The organism is Crenobacter intestini (assembly GCF_004919095.1).
GTDB classification, from domain to species: Bacteria; Pseudomonadota; Gammaproteobacteria; order Burkholderiales; family Chromobacteriaceae; genus Craterilacuibacter; species Craterilacuibacter intestini.
On sequence record NZ_STGJ01000014.1, the window covers coordinates 1 to 17,319 of the forward strand.

General features: G+C 50.7%; 17 protein-coding genes. 10 read left to right on the top strand and 7 right to left on the bottom strand.

The features are described from left to right. The 4 genes from E5K04_RS12295 to E5K04_RS12310 all read left to right on the top strand — a co-directional run. Positions 1 to 499: tetratricopeptide repeat protein (locus E5K04_RS12295; RefSeq protein WP_136554520.1), on the top strand; the 499-nt coding region annotated here is incomplete at its 5' end. 17 nt (positions 500 to 516) lie between these two features. Next, positions 517 to 2,535, top strand: coding sequence for a hypothetical protein (locus E5K04_RS12300; protein ID WP_136554522.1), 2,019 nt, complete (start codon positions 517 to 519; stop codon positions 2,533 to 2,535). Between the two features lie 455 nt (positions 2,536 to 2,990). Beyond that, complete coding sequence (locus tag E5K04_RS12305; protein ID WP_136554524.1) at positions 2,991 to 3,398, top strand: PGDYG domain-containing protein; 408 nt, start codon at positions 2,991 to 2,993, stop codon at positions 3,396 to 3,398. 36 nt (positions 3,399 to 3,434) lie between these two features. Continuing rightward, entirely contained in the window at positions 3,435 to 3,650 is a 216-nt protein-coding gene (locus tag E5K04_RS12310; RefSeq protein ID WP_136554526.1) for a hypothetical protein, read from the top strand. On the opposite strand, the gene E5K04_RS12315 is transcribed toward E5K04_RS12310, so the two are convergent. Genes E5K04_RS12315 through E5K04_RS12335 form a run of 5 tightly spaced genes read right to left on the bottom strand, consistent with a single transcriptional unit; the run spans position 3,647 to position 10,034 of the window. Further along, complete coding sequence (locus tag E5K04_RS12315) at positions 3,647 to 4,504, bottom strand: DUF7281 domain-containing protein (protein WP_136554528.1); 858 nt, start codon at positions 4,502 to 4,504, stop codon at positions 3,647 to 3,649. The two genes, E5K04_RS12310 and E5K04_RS12315, sit on opposite strands and share 4 nt — an antisense overlap. Continuing rightward, positions 4,497 to 7,268, bottom strand: a complete 2,772-nt coding sequence (locus E5K04_RS12320) for a hypothetical protein (RefSeq protein WP_205700363.1) — start codon at positions 7,266 to 7,268, stop codon at positions 4,497 to 4,499. The genes E5K04_RS12315 and E5K04_RS12320 overlap by 8 nt, the downstream gene beginning before the upstream one ends. After that, a complete protein-coding gene (locus E5K04_RS12325; RefSeq protein WP_136554530.1) occupies positions 7,265 to 7,867 on the bottom strand; it encodes a condensin complex protein MksE in 603 nt (200 codons plus the stop codon). Before E5K04_RS12325 ends, E5K04_RS12320 begins: the two co-directional genes overlap by 4 nt. Beyond that, positions 7,864 to 9,123: a hypothetical protein gene (locus tag E5K04_RS12330; protein WP_136554532.1), complete on the bottom strand. Its 1,260-nt coding sequence runs from the start codon at positions 9,121 to 9,123 to the stop codon at positions 7,864 to 7,866. Before E5K04_RS12330 ends, E5K04_RS12325 begins: the two co-directional genes overlap by 4 nt. 47 nt (positions 9,124 to 9,170) lie before the next feature. Next, positions 9,171 to 10,034 (bottom strand): WYL domain-containing protein, encoded by an 864-nt coding sequence (locus E5K04_RS12335; RefSeq protein ID WP_235844367.1) that lies wholly within the window; start codon positions 10,032 to 10,034, stop codon positions 9,171 to 9,173. Between the two features lie 133 nt (positions 10,035 to 10,167). On the opposite strand from E5K04_RS12335, the gene E5K04_RS12340 reads away from it, so the two are divergent. The 6 genes from E5K04_RS12340 to E5K04_RS12365 all read left to right on the top strand — a co-directional run bounded on the left by E5K04_RS12340 (position 10,168) and on the right by E5K04_RS12365 (position 14,360). Further along, a complete protein-coding gene (locus E5K04_RS12340; protein WP_136554535.1) occupies positions 10,168 to 10,584 on the top strand; it encodes an HIT family protein in 417 nt (138 codons plus the stop codon). 2 nt (positions 10,585 to 10,586) lie between these two features. Continuing rightward, the gene (locus tag E5K04_RS12345; protein WP_136554537.1) at positions 10,587 to 11,699 is read left to right on the top strand and encodes an HNH endonuclease; all 1,113 of its coding nucleotides are present in this window, start codon (positions 10,587 to 10,589) and stop codon (positions 11,697 to 11,699) included. 73 nt (positions 11,700 to 11,772) lie between these two features. Next, the gene (locus tag E5K04_RS12350; protein ID WP_136554539.1) at positions 11,773 to 12,261 is read left to right on the top strand and encodes a hypothetical protein; all 489 of its coding nucleotides are present in this window, start codon (positions 11,773 to 11,775) and stop codon (positions 12,259 to 12,261) included. Next, positions 12,258 to 12,842, top strand: coding sequence for a hypothetical protein (locus E5K04_RS12355; protein WP_136554541.1), 585 nt, complete (start codon positions 12,258 to 12,260; stop codon positions 12,840 to 12,842). Before E5K04_RS12350 ends, E5K04_RS12355 begins: the two co-directional genes overlap by 4 nt. A gap of 233 nt (positions 12,843 to 13,075) precedes the next feature. Continuing rightward, entirely contained in the window at positions 13,076 to 13,747 is a 672-nt protein-coding gene (locus E5K04_RS12360; protein ID WP_136554543.1) for a hypothetical protein, read from the top strand. Between the two features lie 37 nt (positions 13,748 to 13,784). After that, positions 13,785 to 14,360 carry a hypothetical protein gene (locus E5K04_RS12365; RefSeq protein WP_136554545.1) on the top strand — a complete coding sequence of 192 codons (576 nt, stop codon included), beginning with the start codon at positions 13,785 to 13,787 and terminating at the stop codon, positions 14,358 to 14,360. A gap of 177 nt (positions 14,361 to 14,537) precedes the next feature. Here E5K04_RS12365 and E5K04_RS12370 read toward each other — a convergent pair whose 3' ends face one another. Both E5K04_RS12370 and E5K04_RS12375 read right to left on the bottom strand, forming a co-directional pair. Continuing rightward, complete coding sequence (locus tag E5K04_RS12370) at positions 14,538 to 15,032, bottom strand: hypothetical protein (RefSeq protein WP_136554548.1); 495 nt, start codon at positions 15,030 to 15,032, stop codon at positions 14,538 to 14,540. Between the two features lie 732 nt (positions 15,033 to 15,764). Continuing rightward, a complete protein-coding gene (locus E5K04_RS12375; protein WP_136554550.1) occupies positions 15,765 to 17,075 on the bottom strand; it encodes an SEL1-like repeat protein in 1,311 nt (436 codons plus the stop codon). Positions 17,076 to 17,319 lie beyond the last annotated feature (244 nt).

The window sequence follows — 17,319 nt, forward strand, 5'->3', positions numbered from 1 at the left end:
CTTGTATCAGGAAGCGCTGGCGATCTGGCGTGCCGCGCGCCCCGCCGGGCACCCGGATATTGCGACCAGCCTGCACAACCTGGCGTACCTGTATCAGCAACAGGGCCGCTACGATGCCGCCGAGCCCTTGTATCAGGAAGCGCTGGCGATCCGGCGTGCCGCGCTCCCCGCCGGGCACCCGGATATTGCCATCAGCCTGAATAACCTGGCCGACCTGTATCAGCACCAGGGCCGCTACGAAGCCGCCGAGCCCTTGTATCAGGAGGCGAGGGCAATCCAGCGTGCCGCCCTCCCCGCCGGACACCCAGATATTGCTGTTAGCCAGAACAGCCTGGCCTCTCTGTATAAAGAACTGGGTCGCTATGATGCAGCAGATCCTTTGCGCCAGAAGGTTCAGTGGATTCAACGGACCACATTGCCAACTGAAAATTTGGGTGAAGTTACTTCGCTTGCGAGGGTAAAGAAATTCATTTCAGGTGCATTTGCTAAATACAACTAAATAATAAGGACATGGCGATGAGGTTGTTTAAAATAAAACTTTTAAAACATGCATCAAGGTCGTTGTTTCTCGATAGGAAAAAAAGAAATAGATTGCTAGAAATTGTTGCATTTATTATTTTTATATTTGCAGCAGCATTGGCAATCGTAGGGTTAATAGGTGTGGATGAAAAGTATTCATTTGATCTGCCAGTTTTATCCGCTATCTTCTCAGTTTTTTTTAAAATATTGCAAATGATAGTTTTGAACTATGGGTGGGGTGAGTCTAAGTCAGACTTAGTTCATGCGGCAATGTTTTTGTTTCCACTGAGTATGTCGTTGGCGATTGTTGGTTTAATATGGTCTAAAGTCGCTCTTCATATTAGAAGGCTGTGCTTGAATTTGTTTTGCAAGAACCATGTAATAATTGTTGGTGGTGACGATATTGCTGCGTCACTCGCTATTTGCCACGCTTCTCATTCGTTGGATAAAAAGTCAGAAGTTGTTATTTTAGGTGATTTTCAAAATTCCATAATCCTAGATAAATTAAAATTAGCCGGTGTTAGCGTTATTCCGGAGAGTGTTTTTGATATTGATGATTTAATTGGCCTTGGCGCAGATCGCGCGCGGTTGATATATCTCTTATCGCAAGAAGCATCTATGCCTGAGGTTGTGAGATCTCTTTCGAAAAGGTTGACTCAAAGTGAGTCTTCTTCAAACAGGTATGAGCCAACCATTTTTGCATGGACTGATAATGATATTGAGATGCAGGAATTGATTGATGACTTGCCAAATCAAAACAAGGTAAATCCAAAAAACCAGTCATTTATAATCAGGCCAATAAACATATGGAAGCATTTTGCCTATAAGATTTTGATGGATAAGGACAATTCCCCCTCTGCAATAATGAGAGGCAAGGAGAATGAATCATGGAATATTGTATTGCTCGGTGAAAACGATAGTCTCAAACGACAAATCATCAAGCAGTCAGCGATTTTGCTTAGGAAAGATTACGCAAAAGACCTGAATTTTTATTCAGTGTCAGAGCAAGGAAAATGGTTCTCTGGGGATTTGAAGCTTGATTCGCCAGTATTTGTTGATGATGAAGAGTTTATATCGGCTTACTGGCTTGGAATGGAACGAAATCTCGTTCCAATATTGAAATTTTCGTGTTTAGAGAAAGCCGATTTTTATACAAGAGTCCTTGTAAGTGGCGAGAATTTGATTGTTTACATTTGCGCGAATGATGAACTTGAAGCTTCTAAATTGATAGCCAATGTGAGGAAATATAAAATTAATAACAATGATAAATTATTAATTGTTAATGTCACTCCGGTCTTTGATGTTGATGTCGGAGAAGATGTAAATAGTTCTAATAAAAAAGATGTGGGGTCAATCAATTTGCTAGATAGGCTTCTAACTTGGAAGATGCCAGACGAACCAAGCATGCCACTGTTTGTCGGCGCCGCATTAGATAGAGGAGCGCAATCAATAAACATGGCGTATCAAAATATTAGTGGTCTTCATTTTACGCCCACTCAAAATTGCAATAAAGATCACAGTTATGACAGTATTCAGCATGGCAACAGTAGCAGTATCTTCAATGAAAATGCCAAATACAACGAAGAACTGGAAAAATGTGTTGATATCTTCTTTCAAGATAATTCAAGCTCTGAAAATAAAAATGAGTGGCAAGAAATGCAAGAATGGGCGCGCGAATCTAGCCGTCAGTCATTTATCCATGCAAAAATATTGCGTGACAGATTTCAATGTTTGGAAAATGTCAAAAATGCATATGATTTCTTTAAGATCGAAAATTTCGATGAAATATTAAAGTATGAGCATGATAGATGGGTTGCGGAAAGGCTATATTTAGGGTGGAGATATGTTGGCGACGAAAGTTGGGGTAAAGATAAGAAAGGGATGAAAAATAGAAAAATGCATAATGACATTAAGCCATATTCAGCGTTGGGCGCAGAAGAAAGGCGGAAAGATTTGGCTTGCGTTTTGTGTGCAACACTAATATTGAACAGGCTTGAAAATGAATCTACCATCTAAAGTGGTAAGCATCAATAGCCATTGATAATGTGATTTCGTCTCTATTTATGCATCCCGATCTGCTAGATAGTAGCAGGTATGCAGACTTCAGTTATAATGGGTAATATTTAATTAATGCTGTTCGCTGAGTTGCTTATGTGGTACAAGAGATGACTATTGAGAAATCATTCGTCAATACGAATCGACGCGATGTAAGGCCTCGTAGTAGATGGGTGGTCTTACTTAGAGTGGCTAACAAGATATATATTTATGGCCTTCACGAGCTTGGTGAGTTCGAAGCTCACAGATGAACACTGCAGCTTTGTAGATGATTCTTGGTTAGTTAACCTTAGGTAATATTGAGTGAAAAATTAAGAAACAGTAACTCGTAGAACGAAAAAATTGGAATAGATGCCTAATGGCACTTAAAAGAGAGTTACGCCTTATATAATTGCAGACAATGATTAGGATAGATTGTGAAATATCAAAAACGTCCATTGCAGGTAGCCGTAGAGTTTGCCAAAACACACGGCCAGATACAGACTATGGAGGGAATCGTGGCCTACCAGAAAGGTGACGCTCTGCTGACAGGAAGCAAGGGTGAGCGCTGGCCCATTGTTAGACAACGGTTCGAGGAGACCTACATCCCTGTAGATGCATCCATGGCAATGGGGATGCCTGGGCTCTATCTGAAAAAACCGCTTACCGTCGAGGCTGTGCAAGCTGACAGAACCGTGCAGATCGAGTTGTCAGAAGGGCGTGGGGTGCTACATGCTAGGCCCGGAGATTGGATAATCTCTACTGAGAGCGGGGATTGCTGGGTGGTTGCAGAGGATATTTTTGCGGACAGTTATTGCCCAATGCCATTGGAGCCTGGCAAGTAAACGAACCTGCTTGTTATATTTTAAGCTGTCAAGCTGATGAATCAGTTGTTCGCCTATATGCAGCGCAAGCTGGGCGGTATAGCCGAATTTGCGCTGATTTATCCGGCAAACAGGATTATCACAAATCCCTTGGCTTTATTCGACTTTGATGCCGGGTTTCGCTTGCATGTTGTGCCGTGCGATCAGAAGTACGAAATGTTGCTACTGCTCGAGGAAAGCTCGTTATTGATACGGAATGCTGTCGCTGCCTAATCAAGCCACACCGATTCCTGTTCCAAGGCCAACCCCTGGATAGCCATCTGTTCAAGCAGTTCGTTCAGGGAAGAGGGGAGCTGCGGCTGGACACGTTCGAGTTCTGCCCGGGTGTCTTGCCATAGCTGGCGGTTACCATAGACAGCCAGCTTCTCTCTCCAGTCTGGCATCAGCCAGAATGTACATCGCTCTCCGAGCAGTTGATGCAGCCTCGTGTAATTTGCAAACCCGACGCCATCGTAATCCGGGAAAAGGATGACACGAGGGGCGCGTTCGCGTGTCGCCATCCAGGCGAGCAGGACCCCGTTGAGCTGTCCCCCGTAATAGGCGATTGAGCCTTTAGTCGCGGTCGGGAGCCAGTCCGTCCGGTCAAACAGTGCCTGGTTCTCGACTAGCCATAAGTCCTGATCAGTCTGCCAGTGATCGGACGGTGTAATTGAGAGCGCGGCGACACCAAAATCCCGAGTGTGGTCACTCAGAGGCAGCAAAGTAGCTGCTTGTGTTTCCTTCCAGCTCACTTGCGCACTGCAAGCTTTGAACAAGAGATTGTATTTATCGTGACGGTGGGCGGCAGACTTGCTGTTACGGGCGTTGGCTATATGTCGTGCCCGGGCGGGCAGGCCCCCCAGGTCCGCACTGCCGCCGGGCGATAACGCATTCAAGTGTGCGGCCAGAATTTCCTGCTGCAAGACCTGATACACCCCACCTCGCCCTTGGGCCTTCCGCAGCAGGGCTCGCGTCTGTCCGGCAAATCGATCAAGGACAAACTGCTGCGCTTTCGTGAACTGGCTGACCGGCAATTCGGCGTGACCGCGAAATTTGGAAAGTGCTGCCAGTAAGGTTCGGTCAGTCATGGACAGCATCCAGCGGTTCGATGACCTGCCAGCTCTGGCGGCTAATCTGGTTGGTGCCATGCCGATGGTGGATGGGGACGCAATAACGGACCGTGGTCAACGGCGCGGGGGATGCGAAAATCAGCGAGAAACCGAACTCGGCCGCAGTGTCGATCAGGCTGCGCTGGTTACGTGCGTCCAAAGCCAATGCCTCGTCCAGGTAGCACACGCCGCGGATCGGTCGACGCTGGTCTTGCATCAGGTGCAGCATGGCAAGCCCGGTCACAAGCTTTGCCATCAAGACGGTTCCATTGGAAGCTGCGCTGTCAAGATCATCAAATGCCTCAGCATCGCGGTCGGCCTTGCCCACCCAAAAACGAAGCCGGAAAAGGTCTGCCACACGCAAGCCTTGTCTGGCATTGCCTTCCTTGATCAGCAGGGTCTTTGCACGGTCGAGCTGCACATCATCGAGCACGCTTTGCTGGTTGAATAATTCGAACGACTCTCCGGTTTCGACAGTGGATGCAGTGCTGATCAGCAGGTCGATCGCCTCGACCAGCGCAGTTTCATCTTCCGGTTCGATCTTGAAGACCGCCAGGTCGGACAGCTGGCGGCCACTGATTTTTCGGTTGAATTCGCGCATGCGCAGCTTGAAGGATTCGAGTCCGCCACGCAGCTCGCGCAAACAAAGCGAAACGTTGACTACGGCCGAGCGCGCCTTTTTCTCCAGCGCTTCGGCTTCTTGTGGCAGGTGATGCGAAAATTCAACCAGTCTTGAGATTTCGCCTTCCCCCTCCACGACAAACTGGTATTTGGTCAGGCCGCCACTATGCACTTCGCTCAACAGGTGCCTGATCTTGTCATCCTGCTCCAGCAGCTTGCGGCAATCGGTGAGATAGACCTGCAGACGTTCGGCCAGTTCGTCCAGCTCGAACCCTGGCTCTGCCAGACATGGAATGTGCGGTAGCGCATCCAGCCAGTTGAATTGCTCCTGCTGATCCACGCGCTGGTTGCGAAGTCGTTCGATCTGCCGATGCTGCTGCTCGAGCGACTGCAAGGCCTGCTGTAATGCCTGCTGTTGCCCAGCCAGTGTTTTACGGCGGTCATTAGACTGGGCGAGCTGGGTTTCCAGACGAACCAGCTGTGTGCCGAGTTCATCCATGTGCTGTACACGTGTGGTCTCGCCTTGCCTCAATTCAAGCAGGACGTCATAGTCGCGCAAGTCTGCATCCAGTTGCACGAGCTCCTGCTCTAGCCCCCCTTTTTGCCGGCGGACGCTCTCCAGGGCTTCTGCCGTGGCCAGTTGTTGGGTCAGCGCCTGCTGCTGCTGTTGCAGCTCGCGTTGCAGTTCTGCCAACTCGGCATGCGTACGCTGTAGATATTGCTCGGGCAAAGCTGCCAGCGGCAGCTGCAAACCATGCAGCAACAGGGTATCTGTACGGCTTTCACTGAGCGCTGCCGACAGCAGTGCGGTATCGAGACTGAACTCACCCTCACCCAGCGTCAGCACCGGTTTGGCCAGCACTTTGTTTAGCGCCTGCAGATGGTCGACGGGAAGATTTCTGGCAAGCTGTTGATAGAGATTGTTGCCCTGCGTGCGGATTTCCTGCTCAACCTGGGCGCATTCTCGCTCCAGGCGCGTCAGTTCGCGGCGTACCGCATCCGGCTTCTGGCTTTCCGCCTGACCGATGCGGAGGATCAGCGCATCACGGCGGGTGACCAGTTCCTCACGTCGTTGCTCGAGCGTTTGACGGTCAGGGATCAGCGCAAATCGCAGTGCTAGTTCGCCCTGACGCTCGGTCTCTTTCTTTCGCACCTCTAGGTCATTCTGATATTCGACCTGCTGTTTCACATACAGCCGATCTTCATCGTGCAAACGCTGTAGAGCTTCGTCGAACTGGTTCAATTTAGCTTGCAGCGACTTTTGGCTGTTTTCGAAATGTTGCTGCCATTGCCCGAGCGCCTGTTCGATCCTCGGCTTGAGGACGATCAGCTTACCCCGCAGTTCGAGCCTTGCCTGTTGGAGGAGTTCAAGCTCATCCAGTGCCGGCTTGAGCCTCACCGCCGCCTGATACTGGGCTTGCTCGGCATTGACGTCAGCAAACGCCTTGTCCCATTCTGCCTTGAAGTCGATTCCGGCATCCGGCAGATCACGCCGGAAGATCTGCAGCAGATAATCCTTCACTTCAGACGAGCGCAGTTTGTCCAGCCGCAGGGTACGCGTGAGTACGCGCTGGAAAGCGGTCGCGTCTGTCGCATGCTCGAGGCGGAACACACAAAAGTCCTGTTCACCATTGGGCTTGCGGCCGCGCCCGCCGTACAGCATGTCGGAAAATTCCTTGCCCGAATAACTGAGCACCCTTCGTTGGAAAGTGGCTAGATGGGCAGCCAGTTGCGGCTGGGCAACCAGGTTGCCGTCCGGCAGGCGGAACTCTTCAATGTTCAACTGCCCCGCGTAGGCAAAATACGCGTACTCGTACCCGTAACTGACACCTTTGCCGACGCAGCCCAAGACGACGGTACCGGACTCTGGGAGCGACACTTCCAGCAACACATATGCACTATTGTGCGGGAAGTAGAAGCGGCGGCTCTTGTCGACTCCGTGCGCACCAAAATCCATCCGGCGCTGGTCAATGATCAGCAGGAACTGCAAAGCATTGATCAGGCTGGTCTTGCCGGTATTGTTGGGCGCAATCAGCGACACTGCGTCGTCCAGTGGCAGTTCTGCCCGCGAATAGCCTGCGCTGTTCAGTAGCACCAGCTTCTGGAAACCATACTGCATCATGCCTCGTCCTCGCTTTCCACGTCCGTATCCAGTTCGTCCAGTGCCCCGTCACTGCTCTCATTCAGACTTTCGTCCTGAGTCAACGCTGCGAGCGCTTCGAAGTGATCCAGATAACGGAATACGGCCGGCAATAAACGCCACCCACCGGATTCGACCGTGGCAAACCCCAGAGAGCTCGCGCGTCTGAACAGCTCGGCAAGGCCTTCTTCCGAAATCCCTTCAGCATTCAGAACCTCCTGTTGCTGCGCATGAACCTCTCCCAGCCACTCAAGATCGATCAACCAATCGGTAAAGCGCAGCAGCGGTTTGCCGGCATTGGCCTGTGCTTCGAAGATCACCATGAAGACAAGGGCTAGCTGACGGCTGGTCTTGCCAATCGCGCTGTTGGCGTCATCATGGTGAAACCAGGCAAATCCGCGCGCGTCGATGCGCAGGGTGTAGCCCAGCGCCGAGAACAAGGCGACATAGGTCTGTTCCTGCTGCTCGAGTTCGGCCCAGAGGGCCGGTTCAGCCATCCGGTTAAGGTGCTTGCCGCTCAGGAATAGCCGGAACAGATCCTTCAGCGAAGGCAGATGGTCAAGTGAAAGGGAAGGGCTCATGATGCGGCGCAGATTCGGTGTGGGTGGTGGAAGACGCGAACGGTATTGAGGTCCGTCGCCTGTTGGCTGCCATGTGCCTCGGCTTGCCAAGCAGGCTCGAGTTGCAGGTCATGGAAGAGTCGCAGCAAAGTACCATCCTGCAGGTGGCCGTAATGGCTTTGCAGCCAGTCCAGCAGGCTGTCCACTGGCAGGCTGGCGCCCAGATGGCGACGCAACGCAGCGTCGTCAATCAGCTCCAGCGCTTGCGTGGCGGCAATCGGCTCATCTTCCGGAAAACTGATCGCTTGTGGCGTGTAGTCACGGGCAGCAGCCATCACGCTGCGGATTTCGTCGCCCAGCTGTAGCCGGAAGGGACGATCGTTGCGCCACAGCGGTACGCCTTCGCTGCAACTTGGGCTGCGTAAAGTCCGTCGCAGCCCTCGCTTGCGGACCCGCCCAAGCAATAGGCTGACCGCACTGCTCAGGGCGTTGTGCTGACGCAATTCGTCACGCAGCGGCAGCAGGGTATCGGCGCACTGCTGGGCGACCTGCCGTCCAAAACGACGCAACTCCTTCGCCTGATGCGAGACTTGCCGCAGCTGCAGACGGTGTGTGTAGAGTGCGCCCTGGATCGCCAATTGCTCCCCAGCCAAATCTAGCGAACGGTCCGCATCTTCCAGTAATTGGTAGAACGCGCCCTGCGCGCCAGGGTCCATCATCTGGTTCATGGGTTCCACATATTTGTCGAACGCCTCGAGTACCTGACGGTAACGCCGCCCAACAGGTACCCGGCTGTCTGCCGCCTTGGCGTTTTCGGCCAATTCCAGAATGGCGTGCCTGTCCTGATCCAGTTGCAAGCTGATTTGGCGAAACAGTTCCGCCAGTTTGTTGGCCGAACTGCGAACCCGGTCCAGATCCTTGGTGGCCATCCCTTCATTCAGGCCTTCGCTCGCCTCACGGATCGCCTCGACTCGTGCCTGCAGCACTGCGGTCAGCCCCAGTTCATGCTCGCGGGTCAAGCCTCGTACGAATTCAAGGACGTAAGGATTCAACTGCAGATCGTTGCAGCGTGCGAGAACCTGCAAGACATCCGCGTTGACGAGCGCCCGCAATTTGGCACCGCGGTCAGCGGGCGTATCTTGCGGGCTGACCCGTTGGATAAGCCCAAGCACTTGCTCTTCGGTAAACATGGCGAAGTCCCGGGAGATGCGTGCCAGGCCTTCTACCACTTCCCAGTGGGAGTACAGCGCAAAGATCAGGGAGCGCGGATTAACCATCTGAAGGTTCCATCCAGTTTGTATAAGTAGGGGCTATGGACATGGGCTCACGACTGCGTCTGGTGATCGTTACTTCCGGTCACCAAAAAGCCCGGCGCCAGCTTTGCTGTCTCGGCGCCGTAAATGGCCAGCGGGTCGCGTAGCCACAAGCGGTACTCCGGCCCGCGCAGGTGATGGTCGGCCGAGCAGTCCACGCTCCATTTACGCAGGACATAGCCGACTGTCGCGGCACGCAGCTGCATACGCAGCACGCCATCAGGTAGGCCGTAATCCATGGCTGTGATCTCCGGATGAGGCTGGTCTGGGTGCGGAACCAGTTCGATCTCGACGATGCGTGTCCACTGGATGTCCTGGCTGCTCAGTTCATGAGGGGCTGGCACTTCGTCTGTCAACAGCTTTGGCTGCTGGATGCGCGTGATCACGAAGTCTCGGAAACCTTGTCGCTTGCGGTCATAGGCCCGTACATGCCAGCGCAGCCCGTTATCGAACAGCGCAAACGGCACAATCACCCGCTCGCTGTAGCCGCTGCTGAGCGAGTGGTAACCGATGGCTAGCGGGCACTGACGGTGGATGGCCCGTGTGACGACTGCAAGAACATCCAGGTCGGGGTGCGTGAGGCGTGAGGGGATTTCGCTGGGGACGCTGGCTGACAACGCTTGCGGCTCGCCGTCTCCGAAGCCTTGGGTCAACCAGGCCATCACCCGCTCTCTCGGATACTCGAATAACGGGGCGAAGTTGTCGCCCGGCACATAGGTCTTTTGCTTGCTGTCGTACGCGATATTGCCGGGCGCGAGTGATTTGTAGAGGGCCAGATCCCGGGAGGCTGCCGCCGACTGGATGCCAAAGCGGGAGGCCAGATCCTGCCTGCGCAACTCGCCAATGAAGCGGATACGCAACTCGATATACGCCAAGCGGTCGCGTTGGGGGGAGCTGAGTTCGGTAAGCAGATTCAATGGCATCATTTGTGGGTATTGCGGCTAGCAAAAGCGACGCGCTATGATAGCTATATTCGTATCATTTTGATAGCCACCTAGCCGGATCAAGATGGAAAACGCCACAGCATTCGCCTCCCACCCAGACAAAGCCTGCCCGTTTTGCAGCCTTCCACCCTCGCGGGTTGCGGCCGAAAATTCGCACGCACGCTGGATTTACGACGGTTACCCGGTTTCGGCTGGCCACAGCCTGATCATCCCGAAACGTCATATCGGCTCGTTTTTCGAGGCCAGCGACGAAGAACGGCAGGCCATGCTCTCGCTGCTGGACCAAGCCAAGGCGGTGATCCAGCAAGCGCATCAACCGGATGCCTTCAACATCGGCATTAACGACGGCGCAGCAGCCGGCCAGACCGTCCCCCACCTACACCTGCACCTGATTCCCCGATTTCTTGGCGATGTAGCAGACCCGCGCGGCGGCGTACGCTGGGTGATCCCAGGCAAGGCAGACTACTGGACAGGGCGCTGAACATGACAGTAACCGCCCCCGGACCGGACGCACAGCTGCTGTTCCTCACCAAGCTGCAACGACTGTTCGCCGAGGGCGATTTCACTGCCACGTATAAGTTTGCACTACTGATGGCACTGGCCGATTTGTCCGTTGAACTCGGCGCGGACGACGGGCGGGAACTGGTCTTGACCACGCGCCAGCTTGGCCGGCAGTTCATCGGACTCTACTGGAACCACACCTTGCCATACAGCAGTGGGCGCGCAGCATGTTCTAGCGGCGTCCTTGCACAGAACAAAGGCACCCAGGCGGCCGTGCTTACCGCCATTGAGGCCTTCCGGAACACAAGCCGGGTGCCAACACTAATGGCCGCCATCCGCCACCCGAGCTTTGATGCACTCCTGGGCAAGGTTTCGGCCACAGTTTCAGCCCAACCGTTGACCTACCTGCAGAACTTTGGCGGCGGCACAGACGAGTTCATTTACGCCCGCGCCGGCCGCGGCCAGATCCGGCTGAAGCCAGGCGTGGCGTATTGTTTGCGCCGCTTCTATCCGTTACTGCAACAGCTGACTCGCACGCACTGGATCAGCCATATCAAGGGCAATCGGCTGAACACCCCTTTGCTGGGTGAAACCGACGATCTCGAAGCCTTCCTGTTTGCGCCTTCCCGCAAGGCGCTGGGCATCATGGAGGCAGGCCTGCGCAAGCTGGATGGCACACGATGCTTCTACTGCCGTGAGTCCTTGGCGGAAGCAGATGTCGACCACTACATCCCGTTTTCGCTTTACCCGCGCGAGCATGCACACAACTTCGTGTTGGCGCACCCGGCATGCAACCGCAGCAAGTCGGATACGCTGGCAGCCTTACCGCACCTAGAGCGATGGCTTGATCGCATCGAGCAATGCTCGGATGCGTTGGCAGAGATCGGCACTGAGGCGGGTTTTCTGACCGATGAACAAGTGACCCTGCAGGTTGGGGCCTGGGCGTACACCAACGGTATCGCAGCGGGTGGCCAGGCCTGGCTCGCGCCGAAGCATTACCAGGCAATTTCGCCCTCGTATCTGCGGCTTTTCTCGGCGCAATCGCCAGTCCACGCTCCGACGCAGGTACCCACTTGTCTTGCGGCGGAGGCGTAGCAAGAACACCGTGCAATGGCCCCGGCTACGTGCACCTTGTGCTGGCTGACCTGCCAATCCGAAGGAGAAGTCGATGACCGCCCAGTTTCCTGAAAAGCTGCGTTACAAAGGCAAACAATTAAAACTGTTCTCCACGCCGCTCTCTGACTTTTTCCACCCGGATGATGGCCTGCCTCGCTTCGGCCTCGGCAATTGCTCTGCGCTATGGCGTAACTATGTCGGTCATTGGGCCATCATCGGTGACCGCTTGTATCTCACGCAACTGGACGGCACGCTGGAAGATGGCAACCCCGCCACCTTGGCCACCTTCTTTCCGGACTTTCCGAAGCGGGTTTTTGCCCACTGGTATTCCGGCACCCTTTGCATCCCGCAGGGCAAACCTATTGAGTACATTCGTGCCGGTTTTGGTGGCCTCTACGAGCAGGAATTGTTGACCGAGATCGAGCGAGGTGTGGTGACTGGCACCCGCATCCAGCACAACGAGACGGCGGGCCTGCTCGGGCAGCAGACGGATGCCCCGCCTGCTGCCGGCTTGAGCCGATGGTGGCGGAGGCAATCGTGATTTTCCTGTTCGGCTACTTTGCCAGTGGCTTTGCCGCCTTCAAACTGATCGAGTATCTCCACCGGCGCACAAGACCCCCCGATGATTTATGGGCGCAGCTTAGGGCACGTTCTACACCACCTCGTACGCTGACAGAGAAACTGCTGAGCCGGATCTTCTGGCCAGCGTTTTGTTACGCCCTCGTCTTGCCTTTCTGGCCAGTCCTCGTTTTATGGCAGTTGTGGCCCACCCCGCCAAAACCATTGCCGGTTGAGCCTGTATTTGCCGTTTTGCCAGAGCACCTGCAGCAGCAGCTCAGCATTGCCGAAATTGAGGCTCGCGAGAAAGTCTTTGATCCGCTTGGAGCCGTGCCAGATTTGCCGTTTGGTCACCATAACGCACTCTGGCGAAGCTTTCTTGCCAAGCGGGAGGAGCACGACGAACTCTGGTCGTTCGAAGCGAACTGGCAGCCGGGTTACGGAGACGGTGTGCTGTTCTCGGGTTACGCCTTGGTGCGTGAGGGGGCTGTGGGTGAGTATTTGGTTGTGGTGGCGAAGGTGCTGACCGGCGTAATAATTCCCAGACAAAATAACAGCATGTGATTCAAGTAATCAATTGAATTGCTGAAAATTTTCTCTTTCGATTGTGCGCGCAAAATCTTGAATAATAAATGGCTATTCTTGTGTGGAGGTAATTGTAATTTTGATGATTTTTTAATTCTGCTTGCAAATAAAATTGGTTGTTATGTTGCAATGTTAACAATACAAAATTTATCTCGAACGGGAAATCCGTATCTGACATTTAGGCTTCTAGTTTGTAAATAAGGACATCGCTTATGTATACAGAAGATTTAAAGGAAGAGTTTGACTTGCTAGTGCAAGACTTTTCGTTAAATGACTGGATTTATTTGCTGAGTAATCGTGCGCCAATTCATCCTTTGAGGGATGTGGTTTGGATGTCTATGCCTGAGGACGTCCTTGATTCATTCTATGCGTTATACGCATTACTTAATAATGGTTGGCTGGATGACAATTACGGTGATCTAGATGTTCCGAGAACATTGAAGTTGTTCGGCAGGATTGGATGGAACGATTATGTCTACGACCTGATTTTAATGAGTCCGTTCTCAGGGTTGGCAATCCTAAAATACCAGATTCGTAGGTGGGACTCTATTCAGGGGGTCGAAGAAATGGGTTGGTCTGATTTCATTCGTCTTTGTTCTGGATACATTCCGATTGAAATGATAGAAATGATGCTAAAACCAGTGGCGCAGGAAAATCTTGTGGATGAATGGATGTTCTATGATTGCATAGAGCTTTTGCAATATCCAAGCATGGTTTGTGTTTCCCTATGGGTTAGTGGACTACCTAAGTGCCAGCGAGATCGTATATATATTCATTTATGGCGCATCATGCAGGATGCAAATTTTTCTATGGATATAGAAAGCATCCTGAGTGCACTAAAAACCTCAATTCCACGCTTCGCATTTGAAGATAAAAACGCTTAATTTATTGCCTTTTATAAATGATCATTATGTAAACGAAATGGACACTGGTTACTATGCATCTTTGATAGCGCACTGCCATGCTCTATGGCTCACTGCTCGCTTTTACGAAGAGGCGACACATAAATGTTGCTATGGTGTTATGCACATTCCAATTTTAGACAAAAGAGAGCGAACAAGGCTTCATATATTTTGGGAATTTGGGCCCAATCTGACTGATTGTGCATTACTTCCCGCTCAATTCAATCAAGACAACTTCCATCACTCTAAAATTCGGCAAGCGTTACCTGACGTGCGTTTCGGACACACCCCGCATGTTACGTTGGTAACTATAGAGCCAGAGCCACCGATAATTACAGATAGAGAGGTTGTTATTTGGACACCGCCAAAACCAGAGCATGCGTCAGAGGAGTGTGGTAGATCCATTGTCGATGCGCTTGGCCGAAATCGAAAAGGAGTAGTGTCATCTGATCGACTGACCGCCCTTGTTCTAGATACTTATCCAATTGCAAATATAGATGGAGACTGGATTGAGGCGGCTAAAAAACTTCACTTTTTGTCACCAATTTCTCAAGCAGAGTATATCAAACATCTGAGGCGCATAATCAATACGTAAATACAAGCAAACTGGCCGATGCCGATCGAACCATGTCATTAATTATCCATCAGTTGATTGTTGCTTGCCATCGGCAGGGTGGTGAAACTGCTCTCCTCTTAGTCAATGTTGTTTGGATAAGCCATTGGAAATTAATTTTAATTTTCTATCTACATGAATGATGCAATTTTTTCGCGATCAATCTGATCTCTTCTTTATTATGAAGGCGTTCTCTGGACTGAAGTGTTGTTGCCATGAATAAGTGGCAGTAGGTAAATTAGCAGGTTGAGGTGTTGAGTTAATTGCGACCTCCAAAATAGAAACAGACCGGCGATATTCGTGTGCGCCACCAATATGCACCATTTGATCAAATGAATTAGGCTCTTCTACCTCTTCTTCGTTAAAGAAGATCAACGATGCGACATTATTTTTGGCGGTAGGGACCAAAACATAACTCCTGCCATCCTCGTCTACTATCTTGTATCCTAATGGATGTTTAGCAAGCTGAGTGGCTACTTGAACTAATGCGTTATAGTATTCGCCACATGCTATGAGCTCATCCTGCAAGTCGTTGAGATATTCTCTTGCGGTTTCTTCAGGCATTCTCCATTTTTCAGCTTCCCTTTTAGCAGTCAATTCAACTTTTTTTGGGTCGTAAAGATATTGCCCAACGTAAAAACCTTTGATTTCCATTTTGGAATTCCGTTTTGAATGACATATAAATTTTAGCGAATTTTATTGAATTGTCAAATGAATTTACCTGTACGGGCTAATTTAATTCGGCGACAACTCGATTAGCCGATGTCATGATAGAATCAGTGTTGTGAGCAAAAAATGGCTGGTTGGACCGATGCAGAAGATTTTTGCTGATCTTGGAGCACGTCGAAAAGCGCAAAACAACGCGGCACAAGAGCTACCATGCAGCGCTGGAACGGATCAATCCGTGGCATGAAAACGCTGTTCCGGCTGGATCGATGGAAACCGGTCCCTCGCGGAGACTGTTGTGCGGTCAGTGCTTGGTCGCGACTGGTTTGGCGCCGTTGACTGGAGCATGGGGCTTACTGGGGGGGAGCTGGAGACCAAGAATCGGCCAGGCTTGAAGAAGGAAATCAGGGGCTGGCCAAAACACCGTGCATCCGATGACTCTATGTCACCTTTACAAACCTGTTGATCGCCAAACGGTGCTTTGCTCTGCGCCAAAGGGTCCACCTGAAATGACAACGAACCTGGAAATGACCATTCCCCGGTTCGTTGAAGAACGAAAGCCCGTACCATAAACGCGAGACCGTGCGGGCAATCTCGCTTTCACAGTCGGCGTCACCATCCATGCCGCGCTGGAGCGTATTTGTTTAGCGCGTCCTTAGGTAAGCCATTAAGATTAAAAGAAATGTAGTTTAATTCTATTGCAAGCGAATCAGTTTGTTGTTAATTCAACTTTCTTTCTATTTTCATAATTTCAAAAACTCTTTTATTGTTATTTCCAAGGTCTAACTCTACTTGTTCTCCAACTGTTGCACCCATAAGTGATCGTGCTAACGGGCGATTTTGTCTTATAATCATTTCTGATAGATTTTCTATACCATCAGTGATGGTCACGCGTTCTATTTTGTTCTTGTTTAATATATCAAAGTAATAGATGGTGTCTTCTACATCGATCTGTAACTCGGTTTCGCTTTCTAGATTGTGTAATATCTTGGCTTGATTTTTTGTTATTTCAAGTTTTCGCCAGGATGTTTTATCTTCTCGTGTATGTTTTTTAAGAATTTCATAAATACACAACTCGGCCGGTTCTTTATTGTTTCTGTCTACAATATTCAAGAATCTATTTCTGCATGCGGTAGGCTCTTGGAGGAATGATTGCGCGTCAGCGTGTCCATGTTTTGCTGCTTTTCGTAACCACGCGGTACCTTGGAGTGGGTAGTGTGGGAGGTGTATACCAAAGTAATACATCATTCCGATGGCGTGCATAGCATCTGGGTTATTCTGCTCGGCTGACATGTGGAGCCATGCTAGGCCTTTAGTTTTATCCTGGTATATATTTATGCCGCCGATATAAATAATCCCGATGTAAAACTGGGCTTTATCATGCCCTTTATTTGCCGCCTGCAGGTAATAGTGTATTGATTTTGTAGTGTTCTGCGGATTGATTACTTTTCTGGAATAGATTTCGCCTAATTCAAACAATGCTTGCTTATCGCCGGCCTCCGCTAATTTAAATTTAGATTTGATGTCGAGCAAGTTTCTGGCGGCGGTTGTTCGCTGGTTAAATCTCTTTGCGTAAAAAGCTTGCCTCTCTTGGTCATCGGCCCAGAGGCTGGGTGTGCTTTTCCTGTTTTGGCAATCGCTACTGGTGAATGAGTTGTCCGGCGATAGATTTCTTTTGACGTCTGCTGCGCTAGACTGTCTGCAATTTGGTGTAGACGACGAGTCTTCTTCGTTGTCGCTGTTTATTATGGTTTCTTCTGTTTTCTGTGTACTACTATTTTTCTTGTCATCACCGGCGGTTGAGATAGTATCCGTATTTTTGTAACTATTTAACTCGGATTTTGCAAGATTATTTTGAATGTACTTCAGTGATTGAAAGTTTTCCTGGCTGCTGATTGTTAAATTGCTTTTGCTGATTTCGCTGCTTTCGCTGCTTTCGCTGCTTTCTTTGCTTTGATTGGCTGGCAATGTGGCCGCAGATATATTTTTGAAAATATGCTTTTTCAGCCACTTGAAAATATTATAAAACATGTTGAAGCCTTGATTTCAATTTAAAGAGGCATAAACAACAGTGCGGAAATAAAAGGCCGCAGTTAGCATATTGACTTCTGTTGCCAATATCTGTGAGGTTAATCCCATGTTTAACTATGGATCACCCAACTCCAAAGAAAGAGTCCACCAATGCCAAGAGTGATGAACCAGAACGAAAACTGAAGAACCCATTTAAATCCAAAGATGAACCACAATGCCAGAAATACAAGAATACAGTTGACCA

Coding starts and splice junctions, on each gene's coding strand:
- E5K04_RS12300 (WP_136554522.1), top strand. CDS start 517: ATGAGGTTGTTTAAAATAAAACTTTTAAAACATGCATCAAGGTCGTTG.
- E5K04_RS12310 (WP_136554526.1), top strand. CDS start 3,435: ATGAATCAGTTGTTCGCCTATATGCAGCGCAAGCTGGGCGGTATAGCC.
- E5K04_RS12315 (WP_136554528.1), bottom strand. CDS start 4,504: ATGACTGACCGAACCTTACTGGCAGCACTTTCCAAATTTCGCGGTCAC.
- E5K04_RS12320 (WP_205700363.1), bottom strand. CDS start 7,268: ATGATGCAGTATGGTTTCCAGAAGCTGGTGCTACTGAACAGCGCAGGC.
- E5K04_RS12325 (WP_136554530.1), bottom strand. CDS start 7,867: ATGAGCCCTTCCCTTTCACTTGACCATCTGCCTTCGCTGAAGGATCTG.
- E5K04_RS12330 (WP_136554532.1), bottom strand. CDS start 9,123: ATGGTTAATCCGCGCTCCCTGATCTTTGCGCTGTACTCCCACTGGGAA.
- E5K04_RS12340 (WP_136554535.1), top strand. CDS start 10,168: ATGGAAAACGCCACAGCATTCGCCTCCCACCCAGACAAAGCCTGCCCG.
- E5K04_RS12345 (WP_136554537.1), top strand. CDS start 10,587: ATGACAGTAACCGCCCCCGGACCGGACGCACAGCTGCTGTTCCTCACC.
- E5K04_RS12350 (WP_136554539.1), top strand. CDS start 11,773: ATGACCGCCCAGTTTCCTGAAAAGCTGCGTTACAAAGGCAAACAATTA.
- E5K04_RS12360 (WP_136554543.1), top strand. CDS start 13,076: ATGTATACAGAAGATTTAAAGGAAGAGTTTGACTTGCTAGTGCAAGAC.
- E5K04_RS12365 (WP_136554545.1), top strand. CDS start 13,785: ATGGACACTGGTTACTATGCATCTTTGATAGCGCACTGCCATGCTCTA.
- E5K04_RS12370 (WP_136554548.1), bottom strand. CDS start 15,032: ATGGAAATCAAAGGTTTTTACGTTGGGCAATATCTTTACGACCCAAAA.
- E5K04_RS12375 (WP_136554550.1), bottom strand. CDS start 17,075: ATGTTTTATAATATTTTCAAGTGGCTGAAAAAGCATATTTTCAAAAAT.